Origin of the sequence: Bordetella genomosp. 11, assembly GCF_002261215.1 — a bacterium.
Classification (GTDB): domain Bacteria; phylum Pseudomonadota; class Gammaproteobacteria; order Burkholderiales; family Burkholderiaceae_B; genus Bordetella_C.
Window position 1 is genome coordinate 1,104,318 of sequence record NZ_NEVS01000004.1, and the last position, 11,457, is coordinate 1,115,774.

Consider the following 11,457-nt stretch of genomic DNA (forward strand, 5'->3'; position numbering starts at 1 on the left):
GCGGCTTTGAACTGCTTTTCCCGCTGGTACGCTGCTGGCATCTCCAATCACGCCTTGCTATTCCATGCTGGACGATTCTCCCTCTTCGGAACAGGACGCCGACGCGTCGGACGGCGCCGCCGCTGGCTATCGCCCCCCCGTCTCGTACGCGACGACACCGCTGCAATTGCACGCGGCAGCGCGGCTATACGGCGTGCAGCCCACCGATCTGGCGCAAGCCCGCGTCCTGCACCTGGGATGCGGCTCCGGCGAGAGCCTGCTGCCGTTCGCGTTGACGCATCCGGACGCGCGCGTGGTGGGAATCGACATGGACGAGGGGCGCATACAGGCCGGCCGCGCGCAAGCGGCCATGCTGGGCGCCGCCAACGTGGACCTGCGCGCGATGGCCTGGGAAACCGTAGGCGCGGGACTGGGCGAATTCGACTACATCATCGCGCAGGACATTCACACGCGCGTGCCCGCGCAATCCCTGCAAATGCTGCTCGCGCTGTGCCGGGCCAGCCTGTCGCCGACGGGCGTGGCCATGATCGGCTATCGCACGTATCCAGGCTGGAAGTCGGCCGAAATACTGCGCGAGGCCATGCAGATGCATATCCAGGGCTCGCAGAGCGATGCGGAACTGATCGGCAAGGCGCGCGGCGTGCTCAGCCTGATGGAAGAAGGGCTGGCCGCGGAGAACCCGTATGGGGGCATGCTGCGCGGCCTGGTGCAGCGGGTGCGCGCCGGCACGGACGACGAGCTGGTTCGCGATTATCTGCTGGGCGGGGTCTCGGCCTGCTATTTCGCCGAGTTCGCCGCATTGGTGCAGGAAGCGGGGCTGGGCTACGTGGGCGACACGCAACCGCATGTCGAAACCCCCCAGACCTACGGCAACCATGTGGCGCTGACTCACAGTCTGGTTGCGCTGGGCAAGCCCAAGGCCGTGCGCCAGCAGTATCTGGACTTCGCCGTCGGCCGGAGCACGCGCTTTTCGCTGGTGGCGCACGACGGCATGGCCGCGTTGGCGCAGCCCGGGCCGGAGGTCGAACGCTTGCGCCAGTGCCGCCTGGCCGCCAGCTTCGCGCGCTTGCCGCGCAACGGGCAGCATCCGAAGGATGCCAAGGCTTTCCGCGCCTGCAGCGGCACCCGCGTGGAGATCGTCATTACCGATCCCCTGTTGACGCTGGTCATGGAAACCCTGGGCCACGCCTGGCCCGCGACGCTCGGTTTCGAGGAACTGGTCGCGTGGACGCGCCGGCCGCTCGGATTGAACACCGACGATACGCGCCACGAGCAGGCCGTATGGCGGGCTGTCGAATATCTGTTCCAAAAGGGCGTTCTGCGCTATATCGACGGTGCCGGCCCGTGCGACGACGTGCCGGTGGCCGAAGGGTTGCGCCTGGTGGCCTCATTGGCGCAGCAGGTCGCCCAGCCCGGCTTCCCGGCCACGGAAAGCCTGTGGACGTTCAATCTGTGGGGCGAATACATCGAGTTTCCGCTGCAGAACGCCGACGCGTTCCTGCTGGGCCACATGGTGAAGGGCCGCGAGCTGGCCAAGCTGGCAAGCCTGCTGACCCAGGCCGTTCGGGACGGTGCTGTGCCGTCGGTAGGCAACCTGGACGACATGGACGACGCGGCGGTGGAGCTGCAATCGGTCACCCTGGTGTCCACCTTGTTCGATCGGCTCAAGCGCTATGGGCTTTTGTACGGCGCGCCCGCTGCCTGGCGCCACCATCTGGCGACTTCCGTTCGCGCCGCGCGGGGCAGGGGCAACTACTGGCAGGATTACCTCGACGCCCTGGTGGTCGTGGCCCATATGGAGAAGGCCGGCATGCCGCCCGGCCGGCGCGTTTCCAAGGAAAAAGACAGGAGCGCGGCGGTCGCCCACAAGGATGCAATCGAATTCAACCGCCTGTTCGTGGCCGGCCGCTGGAGCGAAGCGGAAGAGCTCGGCCGCAAGTGCATCGAACGGTTCCCGGACGACCAGCCGCTGTGGTTGAAGTATGGCGACACGCTGCGCTACGTCGGCAAGGCCAAGGAAGCCTACGACGCTCTCCTCCACGCCGTCGCCCTGGACCCGCTGGATCCGAGCGCGCATGCGGCGATGGGACTGGCCGCGCAAACGCAGCGCCTGTCGCATCTGGCCGAGAAATGCTACGGCGTCGCCTTGTCGCTGCAGCCCGACAACTATGCTTCCCATGTCAACCTGACGAACCTGTTCAAGGATCGCGGCATGTTCCCGGAAGCGGAGTCGCATGCCCTGCGCGGTGTCGCCGCCAGGCCCGACGCCTTTGCAAGCCACACCAATCTCGGGAACATCTACTTCGAGCATGGCAAGCACGCCGAGGCATTGGCCAGCCATCGCAAGGCTCTGGAACTGGCGCCGAATCACATGCCCAACCACAGCAACCTGCTGTTCGTGCTGGCGCATTCGGACCAGATTTCCCCGGCGGACCTGATCGCCGAACACCGCAGGTTCGGCGAGATCGCGGAAAAGCGCGTCACCACGCGTATCCCGCCGCATGCCAATGACCGCGACCCGCAACGAACGCTGCGCGTGGGTTTCGTATCGGCGGATCTTCGCAACCACGCGGTGTCCAGCTTCATCGAGCCAATCTGGGAAGCATGGGATGCCAGCGGCATGGAGATCTGGGTATACAGCAATTCGCCGCACGAGGACGGCGTCACGCAGCGTTTGCGTGGCTATGCGCGGTCCTGGCGCTCCGCCGTCGGCGTGACCGACCGCGAATTGGCGGCGATGATCCGTGAGGACGCCATCGATGTGTTGTTCGACCTGTCCGGACACACCGCCGACAACCGCTTGCCGGCATTCGCCTATAAGCCGGCGCCGGTCCAGATCACATGGATGGGTTACCCCGCCACCAGCGGTATGACCTCCATCGATTATTTCCTGTCGGACCAGCACATGACGCAGCCCGGCAAAATGGATGACATGTTTACCGAGAAGCTGGCTTTCCTGCCCGCTTCCGGCGTGTTCAAGCCCTATGCCGACGCACCGGCGGTCAACGCGCTTCCCGCCCTGACCAACGACCACTTTACTTTCGGCAGTTTCAATCGGCCCAGCAAAGTGGGCGATGTCACGCTGTCGCTCTGGGCCCGCGTGCTGAATGCCGTGCCCAACGCCCGCATGCTGCTGGGCGGCGTACCGAGCGACGACGCGAAGATCCAGCTTACGGAGAAACTGGAGGGATTGGGCGTGGACCGCGAACGCCTGATCTTCCGGCCGCGGGCCAACATGGTGGACTACCTTCGCTTCCACCACGAGGTGGACCTGATACTGGACAGCTTCCCGTACACGGGGGGCACGACCTCGAACCACGCGCTCTGGATGGGCCTGCCGATCGTCACCATGCGCGGCAAGACCTGGATATCGGCGCAGACGGCCGGAACGATCGGCCAATGCGGGCTGCCGGCCGAATGGGTGACCGATACGCCCGAGGACTTCGTGGCCAAGGCGGTGGATTGGACGCAGCGCCTGGACGAACTGGCCAGGTGGCGCTCGACCATGCGCGACCATATCGCCAGTCATGCCGGGCGGGACTACCGCACGGTGGCCGGCTACGTGCAGGACGCTGTCAGGCAGATGTGGCGCCGTTGGTGCAATGGCGAGGCGCCCGCCAGCTTTACCGTGGAGCCGAGATGAAACCCGTCTACGTCACCCAGCCCAATTTGCCGCCCCTGGATGAGTTCCTGCCCTACCTGGAAAAGATCTGGGCGAGCAAGCACCTGACCAATGGCGGACCCTTCCACCAGGAGCTGGAGTCGACGCTGCAGGACTACCTGGGTGTCGAACACATCGCGCTTTTCTCCAACGGCACGCTGGCACTGATCACGGCGCTGCAGGCCCTGCGGGTAACGGGGGAGGTCATCACGACGCCTTACTCGTTCGTCGCCACGGGGCATTCGCTGCTGTGGAACGGCCTGAAGCCGGTGTTCGTGGACATCGATCCCGATACCTTCAACCTGGACCCTGACCGCATCGAAGCCGCGATCACGCCGGCCACGACCGCCATCCTGCCGGTGCATTGCTATGGCCGCCCCTGCAATGTGCGTCGGATCGAGGAAATCGCCGACCAGTACAACCTGCGGGTCATCTATGACGCGGCCCATGCCTTCGGCGTGCGCGACGCGGGCGGCAGCGTGCTGCGCCACGGCGATCTGAGCGTGCTGAGTTTCCATGCGACCAAGGTATTCAGCACGCTGGAGGGCGGGGCGATCGTATGTCCCGATGCCAAGACCAAACAGCGTATCGACTACCTCAAGAACTTCGGCTTCGCCGGCGAAACCACGGTGGTGGCCGCCGGCATCAACGGCAAGATGAACGAGGTACAGGCGGCGTTCGGGCTGATGAGCCTGAAGCACCTGCCCGATGCCCTGCGCGCGCGCGAGCGGATCGACGCGACCTACCGCGAAGGCTTGTCGAGCCTGCGCGGCATACGGTGCGCCGACCCGGTGCCGGGCGTGGCGAACTTCGCCTACTTTCCCATCCTGGTGCAGGACGATTTTCCGATGGCGCGCGACGAGCTTTACCAGCGCTTGCGCGACGAGGGTATTTTCGGACGCCGGTACTTCTATCCGCTGATTTCGGATTTCCCGATGTATCGGCATATGCCGTCGGCCAATGTCGCCAATCTGCCCAATGCCCGGGCGGTTTCCGACCGGGTGATCTGCCTGCCGTTCTATCCGGCATTGGACGACCGGGACGTGCTGCGTGTGATCGACGTTATCGCCGAAGCCGCCGCGCTGCCCCGCCGCGTGGCAGCCTAGCCCCGCCGCTGCATCTCCCGCAAAAAGCCCCGGTCGATCCGGGGCTTTTTTGTACTCCACGCGGTTTGTCCGGCCGGGCGTGCCGTGTCGCGCGCGATAAAAAAAGCCTCGATCCGAAGATCGGGGCTTTTGCGTACTGCGCCGGGGATCCCCGCGAGGGGAACCCGGCCCGCGGCGATTAACGCAGCAGGGACAGCACGGTTTGCGGCACTTGGTTGGCTTGCGCCAGAACCGCGGTACCAGCTTGCTGCAGGATCTGAGCACGCGTCATGTTCGACACTTCGGTCGCGTAGTCGGCGTCTTGAATACGCGAACGGGCGTCGGACAGGTTGTTGACGGTGTTGTTCAGGTTGGCGATCGTCGATTCCAGGCGGTTCTGCACGGCGCCCAGGTCGCTACGCAGGCTGTCGACGTCTTGCAGGGCTTGGTCCAGCGAGGCCAGCGGGTCTTGCGAGAGCTTGTCGCCCAGGGAGACGGCGCCGGTCGACGCGTTGACGTTGGCCTTGTAGTACACCGTGTTGCCATCGGTGTCGCTGCCTTGGACCACGTAGCCCGAACCATCCTTCAGGGCGTGCAGGGTGGGCGAGGAGCCGACCAGGCTGGACGACAGGCCCGACAGGTTGACGTTGACGGCCGTTCCCGGAACGTCCACTTCGGTCAGCGAGCTGGAAACGCCGGTGGGGGCGCTGGCCAGGCTGGTGCTGGAGTCGTAGGACACGGTGCCGGCCGACGCGTCGACGGTGGCGGACGTGTAGGTGCTGCCGCCGTCCAGCGTGACGTAGTAGTTGCCTGCGGAGTCGAGCACCAGTTCCGGTTCGGCAGCGGCGTTGGCGTCGGTGCGGCCGGTGATGTCGTCGGCGTGCATGATCACGCCGCCGCCCACGTGCACGTCATTGCCGGCAGCCGCGGTGGCCGAGGCAGCGACCGAGCTGCTGGAGTCGAACTGCAGCGAGTTCGTAGCCGAGTTGTACGTGGCGCTGTACAGCGTGCTGCCGCCGTCCTTCGACACGTACAGCTTGTTGGCGTCGGTGTCGTCGACATAGACGGCCCAGGTGCTGCCGGTGTTCGTGTCGGTGAAGCTCAGGTCGGTCACGCTGACGGTGGCCGGAGCCAGTTGCGTGGTCGCCGTCGTGGTGATGTTGGTCGTGTCGACCGTCTTGGTGACGTCGAACGTGCCCAGGCCCAGCGTCGAAGCGTTGATCTGCTTCAGGTTGATGTCGATGGTCTGGCTGTCGTTGGCGCCAACCTGAATGCTCAGGCTTTGGTTGGAAGCCAGGACGTTCACGCCGTTGAACTGGGTCTGCTGCGAAACGCGGGTGATTTCGTCCAGGCGCTGCTTGATTTCAGCCTGGATCGAGGACAGGTCCGACGACGAGTTCGTGCCGTTTTGGGCCTGAACCGTCAGTTCGCGGATGCGCTGCAGGTTGTTGTTGATTTCGTTCAGGGCGCCTTCCGTCGTTTGCGCGATGGAGATGCCGTCGTTGGCGTTACGAGCAGCCTGGGTCAGGCCGTTCACGTTGGCGGTGAAGCGGTTTGCAATCGCTTGACCGGCGGCGTCGTCCTTGGCGCTGTTGATACGCAGGCCGGAGGACAGGCGCTCGATCGCAGAGCCCAGGGCCGACTGCGAGTTGTTCAGGTTGTTTTGAGCAACCAGCGAGAGGTAGTTGGTGTTGATTACTGCAGCCATGAATAGCTCCCAAGAGAGAAAGGCTTCTTCAAACCGGGCAGCCAGGCCGCCCTGCGGGCACGGAATCGTCCACCGGAGGTGATGGCCGCATGCCGCGCCGCTGACTGGGTAACGGCAAGCTTCAGTAAACCTTTAGGGTGATGGACAGCGAAAAATTTCCGACTGTCGCGTCGGCGCCTGCAAGACAGCCCCGCGGATGGGCTGACATGTATTGCAATGAATATGCAGGCCCGGTGCAGCCCAGGGGGGCGGCTGTTTCAGGCGACGTAGGCGATACGGACGTCGTCCGGCAACTGCTGCCAGGCGCCATCCTTCAGCTTGGCGCGTAGGCGCGACATGGCTTGCGAGCGCAGTTGGCAGATGCGCGCCTCGGTGACGCCCATGACGGCGCCGACTTCCTTCAGGTTCAATCCCTGCTCGTAACACAGCGATAACAGCAGCTTTTCGCGGTCGGGCAGGGCGTCGATGGCCTGCGCCAAGGCCTGGCGGAAGTCGCTGGCAAGCAGACTATCGAGGGGATTGGCGCAGGTGCCGCTTTCGGCGGCGCCCGCGGCCCAGTCGCCGTCCCGGGCGTCGGCGCCGTTCTCGCTGCCGAAGTCCTCGTAATGGACGATCTGGGCGCCTTGGGCGTCATAGAGCAGCTGGTGGTATTCCGCCAGGGGCAGATCGAGGTGCGCGGCGATTTCCGCTTCACTGGGCGGGCGCATCAACTGTTGTGTCAGTTGCGCCACGGCCTGGTCTATGCGCTTGGCCTTGCTGCGCACGCTGCGGGGCAGCCAATCCTGGTTGCGGAGCTCATCCAGCATGGCGCCCCGGATCCGCGCGGTAGCGTAGGTCTCGAACTGGGCGTCGGCCACCTCCTGGTAGCGACGCGCCGCATCCAGCAGGCCGATCATTCCGGCCTGTATCAGGTCGTCCAGTTCCACGCTGGCCGGCAGGCGTGCCAGCAGCTGCAGGGCCAGCTTGCGCACCAGGGGCGCATATTCAGCCAGGCGATCTTCGGAAGGGGACATTGCGGTCGGCTAGAAGGTTGGAGCGTCTCGTCACCACATTTGCTTTGTTGCCTGTACGCGACATGTTCAATTGTTACGAAGCGGCGGAAAGCATCCAAGGTGTACCCACGTTTCAGCCTGCATTGTGCGGTTTTCGGCCCAGTTCATTGGCACAAAGACACAAGCTTTCTAATGCTTGTTTACGGAATTGCCTTACACTCTCAAAAGTCTTTGTTGCTATATATGTCCCATCGGTGCGATATTTCACGAATGACAAAGATTTGTCATGCCTGACATACAAAATGACATTGCACATGGTAAATTGTATGACTTGTGGGAACAAAAGAAATATTTTGAGATTTATTGCATACGTATAGTAACCAGATCCGGCGCGCGGGCCGGCTGGCCCAGGACAGAACTGTAATAGTGACAAGGGATATCCGATGAAACAGCCTGAGAACACGTTGCTCGCCGACATTCGCGAAGTGAACCTGTCCTACCTGCTCCTCGCGCAGCGCATGCTACGCGACGACTATGCAGCGTCCATGTTTCGCTTGGGCTTCAGCGAGCAAGTGGCCGACATCCTGATGCGACTTTCCCCGGCACAACTGGTCAAGCTGGCGAGCTCGAGCTCTTTGCTGTGCCGCTTCCGCTTCGACGATTACAGCCTGCTGTCCGCCCTGACGCACGACGTCCTGGGCGGCGCGTTGCAGCAGGCACACGCCACGATTCTGCTGGCCAAGCAGCCGGTCGAACAGTTGGCCTGATCCTTCTTATCCTGCGACGGTCATGGCTATTAGAAGCGTTTCCCAAGAAGCCGACGAGATTCTGCTGGCCAGTGCCATGATCAGTCTCGGCGCCCGTCTCCAGGTCCTGGAGTCGGAAACCAGCCTGAGCCACGACCGGCTCGCACGGCTATACCGCGAGATCCGCGGCTGTTCGCCCCCGAAGGGCATGCTGCCGTTTTCGGTGGACTGGTTCATGACCTGGCTGCCGAACATCCATTCGTCGTTGTTCTACAACGTTTACAAGTTCCTGAACGAACATACCGGCAGCAAGGGCGTGCGGGCCATCATCGATGCCTATCGCCTGTACCTCGAACATGCCGGCGTGACCGATGTGGAGCAGGGCGAGCCCGTGCTGAGCTTCACCCGGGCCTGGATGCTTGTGCGGTTCTTCGACGGCAAGATGCTGCAGCTGTCGGAATGCCGCCAGTGCGGCGGCCATTTCATCGCCCACGCGCACGATCCGCGCGCCGATTTCGTCTGCGCGATCTGCCGCCCGCCCCCCCGCGCCGGAAAGACCCGAGCGGCGGCCAAGGAACGCGCCAGCCGTCGCGCCGTTCAGCCTCCTGCTGCCGCGGTCGATGCCATCGGGATATGAAGGACCACCGGACCGGGCATGCCCGGTCCATGCGCGTGCGGGGCAAAGCGCCGGGCGGCGGCCCGGCGTTCCCGGATCGGCGCCGCTCCAATAACCCCAAATGCCCCTGAAAATTACCCGTAAACCGCGCTTTCGCGGCGACGGTCTCGGGGGATCATGGACGCTCGTGTAATACATCTACGCTTGGCAGGGGCCTGATGTGCTGATTGTTATTGGTTATCTTGTGGTGATCGCGTCCGTCATCGGCAGCTTCGTTGCCTTGGGCGGCCATTTGGGCGCGCTGTACCAGCCTTTCGAATTCACGCTCATCGCCGGCGCGGCGGCGGGCGCCTTTCTGGCGGGCAGCAGCCGCAAGTCGCTGAAGCTGGTCAAGAGCGCGGTCCCCAATGCCCTGCGCGGCGCGCAGTACGGCAAGGACGTGTACATGGAGTTGATGTCTCTTATGTACGTGATCCTGAACAAGGCGCGGCGCGAGGGCTTGATGGCGATCGAGTCCCACATCGAGGATCCGTCCTCCAGCCCCATCTTTACCGAATGCCCGCGCATCATGAAGGACCAGAAGCTGATGGAGTTCATCACGGACTACCTGCGCATCATGATCAGCGGCAACATGAGCTCCTTCGAAATCGAAACCCTGATGGACGAGGAAATCGAGACGTTCCGCCATGAGCGGCAGGTGCCGGTCCAGGCCCTGCAGAACGTGGCCGACGGCATGCCCGCCTTCGGTATCGTCGCCGCGGTGCTGGGCGTGATCAAGGCGCTGGCGGCGGTGGATCAGCCCCCCGCGGTGCTGGGCGACCTGATCTCCAAGGCAATGGTAGGAACCTTCCTGGGCATTCTCCTGGCCTACGGCTTCGTGTCGCCGCTGGCCTCGCGCGTGGACCGCCAGACCAGCGAGGCGGTGAAGATCCTGGAGTGCATCAAGACCACGCTGCTGGCCAGCATGAACGGCTACCCCCCGCAGCTCGCGGTGGAGTTCGGGCGCAAGGTGCTGTTCTCGGGTGTGCGTCCGTCGTTCGCCGAATTGGAAGAGCACGTCCGCCAGGCCAAGACGTCCACCTCCAAGGCTTGATGTAGAGGCGTCCGCATGGCACCTGTGAACAACCACCGCGTGGTGATCCGGCGCAAGAAAGGCGCGCACGGGGGGCACCACGGCGGCAGCTGGAAGATCGCCTACGCCGACTTCATCACCGCGATGATGGCGTTCTTCCTGGTCATGTGGCTGATCAGCGTCGTGCCACGCGAGGAATTGAAGGGCATCGCCGAATACTTCCGCATGCCGCTGGCGGTCGCCCTGACCCGCGGTCCGAATAATTCGGCCAATACCAGCGCGATCCCTGGCGGCGGCGCCGACCCGGTGCGCAGCGACGGCGATGTGCGCCGCGCCAACGGCAATCGCGTGGAGGCGCAGGTACAGGGCGACGAGGCCCAGCGCCGCGACCAGCGGCGCCTGGAAGACCTGCAAAAACGCCTGAACAATCTCATCGAGAGCAGCCCGGTCCTGAAGAATTTCCGGCCGCAGCTGTTGATCGACATGACGACCGAAGGGCTGCGCATCCAGATCATCGACAACAAGAACCGGCCCATGTTCGCGACCGGTTCGGCCGAGGTCCAGCCCTATATGCGCGACATCCTGCGCGAGCTCGGACCGGTCCTGAACGAGATTCCGAACAAGATCAGTATCTCCGGCCATACCGACGCCACCCAATATGCGCGCGGCGAGCGCGCCTACAGCAACTGGGAGCTGTCGGCGGACCGCGCCAATGCCTCGCGCCAGGAGCTCGTGGCCGGCGGCATGAACGAAACCAAGGTCGCGCGGGTCATGGGCCTGTCTTCCAGCGTCAGTCTGGTTAAAGATGATCCTTATGCTGCCGTTAATAGACGTATCAGTCTGGTGGTGTTGAACAAGGCGACGCAGGAACGCCTGGAGCGCGAGAACGCGGCGGCGGCGGATGTCTCCGCCACGGACGCGAAGCAGTTGGGCAATAACCTGACGCGCGCCTTGTCGACCCAGACGCCCCGGCCGACCCAAACGCCCCGGGGCAGCGGCGTGATCCAGGATGTCCCGGGGACGGGGCAGGCTCCCACCGCGACGGGGGTCAGTTACACCACCACGACGGGACAAGGCGCGGCGGTGGCGCCCGGGGCGGACGGTCAGGCGGTCACGGCGACATCCGCCGGGGCGGCCCTGGTCGTGCCGGTTCGTCCCGCACAATAGGAGCAGTTCGACCATGACGGCGACGATACTGGTCGCGGACGATTCCGCGACGATGCGCATGATAGTCCAGGCCACCCTGACCGGGGCCGGCTGGAAAGTCCTGGCCGCGGGCAACGGCAAGGATGCGCTGGCGCTGGCGATGGAACAGGCAGCGCCGGTGGACCTGGTGGTGAGCGATTGGAATATGCCCGTTATGGGCGGCCTGGACCTGATACGCGGGTTGCGCCAGGTCGATCGCTATCAGGACGTGCCCGTGCTGGTGTTGACCACCGAGGACGACGTCGAAAGCAAGACCGCGGCGCGCGATCTGGGGGTATGCGGCTGGCTGCAGAAGCCGGTCGACCCGGACCTGTTGATAGAAATGGCGTCGGAGCTCCTGGGTCAGCCCGGCGAGCCTTCGCATTGAGCAT

9 protein-coding genes are annotated in these 11,457 nt (G+C 64.1%); 7 read left to right on the forward strand and 2 right to left on the reverse strand.

Annotated features, from left to right (window positions below):
• Positions 1-64: 64 nt before the first annotated feature.
• Both CAL28_RS12570 and CAL28_RS12575 read left to right on the forward strand, forming a co-directional pair.
• The gene (locus tag CAL28_RS12570; RefSeq protein ID WP_094841699.1) at positions 65-3,643 is read left to right on the forward strand and encodes a bifunctional class I SAM-dependent methyltransferase/glycosyltransferase; all 3,579 of its coding nucleotides are present in this window, start codon (positions 65-67) and stop codon (positions 3,641-3,643) included.
• A complete protein-coding gene (locus tag CAL28_RS12575) occupies positions 3,640-4,767 on the forward strand; it encodes a DegT/DnrJ/EryC1/StrS family aminotransferase (RefSeq protein ID WP_094841700.1) in 1,128 nt (375 codons plus the stop codon). The genes CAL28_RS12570 and CAL28_RS12575 overlap by 4 nt, the downstream gene beginning before the upstream one ends.
• Positions 4,768-4,945: 178 nt before the next feature.
• Here the strand turns inward: CAL28_RS12575 and CAL28_RS12580 are convergent, their stop codons facing one another.
• On the reverse strand, positions 4,946-6,454 hold the full coding sequence (locus CAL28_RS12580) for a FliC/FljB family flagellin (RefSeq protein ID WP_094841701.1): 1,509 nt from the start codon (positions 6,452-6,454) through the stop codon (positions 4,946-4,948).
• 257 nt (positions 6,455-6,711) lie between these two features.
• Positions 6,712-7,467 carry an RNA polymerase sigma factor FliA gene (locus CAL28_RS12585; protein WP_094841702.1) on the reverse strand — a complete coding sequence of 252 codons (756 nt, stop codon included), beginning with the start codon at positions 7,465-7,467 and terminating at the stop codon, positions 6,712-6,714.
• A 422-nt stretch (positions 7,468-7,889) separates the two neighbouring features.
• Between CAL28_RS12585 and flhD the strand changes: the two genes are divergently transcribed.
• From flhD to CAL28_RS12610, 5 genes are all read left to right on the forward strand, one after another.
• Positions 7,890-8,213, forward strand: a complete 324-nt coding sequence (flhD, locus tag CAL28_RS12590; RefSeq protein WP_066348928.1) for a flagellar transcriptional regulator FlhD — start codon at positions 7,890-7,892, stop codon at positions 8,211-8,213.
• Positions 8,214-8,235: 22 nt separating this feature from the next.
• Positions 8,236-8,829, forward strand: coding sequence for a flagellar transcriptional regulator FlhC (flhC, locus tag CAL28_RS12595; RefSeq protein WP_094841703.1), 594 nt, complete (start codon positions 8,236-8,238; stop codon positions 8,827-8,829).
• Positions 8,830-9,028: 199 nt separating this feature from the next.
• A complete protein-coding gene (gene motA, locus CAL28_RS12600) occupies positions 9,029-9,901 on the forward strand; it encodes a flagellar motor stator protein MotA (protein ID WP_094841704.1) in 873 nt (290 codons plus the stop codon).
• A gap of 15 nt (positions 9,902-9,916) precedes the next feature.
• Positions 9,917-11,047, forward strand: coding sequence for a flagellar motor protein MotB (gene motB / locus CAL28_RS12605; RefSeq protein ID WP_254926106.1), 1,131 nt, complete (start codon positions 9,917-9,919; stop codon positions 11,045-11,047).
• A gap of 13 nt (positions 11,048-11,060) precedes the next feature.
• Positions 11,061-11,453, forward strand: coding sequence for a response regulator (locus CAL28_RS12610; protein WP_094841705.1), 393 nt, complete (start codon positions 11,061-11,063; stop codon positions 11,451-11,453).
• Positions 11,454-11,457: the final 4 nt, after the last annotated feature.

Coding starts and splice junctions, on each gene's coding strand:
- motB (WP_254926106.1), top strand. CDS start 9,917: ATGGCACCTGTGAACAACCACCGCGTGGTGATCCGGCGCAAGAAAGGC.
- CAL28_RS12575 (WP_094841700.1), top strand. CDS start 3,640: ATGAAACCCGTCTACGTCACCCAGCCCAATTTGCCGCCCCTGGATGAG.
- CAL28_RS12610 (WP_094841705.1), top strand. CDS start 11,061: ATGACGGCGACGATACTGGTCGCGGACGATTCCGCGACGATGCGCATG.
- CAL28_RS12580 (WP_094841701.1), bottom strand. CDS start 6,454: ATGGCTGCAGTAATCAACACCAACTACCTCTCGCTGGTTGCTCAAAAC.
- flhD (WP_066348928.1), top strand. CDS start 7,890: ATGAAACAGCCTGAGAACACGTTGCTCGCCGACATTCGCGAAGTGAAC.
- CAL28_RS12570 (WP_094841699.1), top strand. CDS start 65: ATGCTGGACGATTCTCCCTCTTCGGAACAGGACGCCGACGCGTCGGAC.
- CAL28_RS12585 (WP_094841702.1), bottom strand. CDS start 7,467: ATGTCCCCTTCCGAAGATCGCCTGGCTGAATATGCGCCCCTGGTGCGC.
- flhC (WP_094841703.1), top strand. CDS start 8,236: ATGGCTATTAGAAGCGTTTCCCAAGAAGCCGACGAGATTCTGCTGGCC.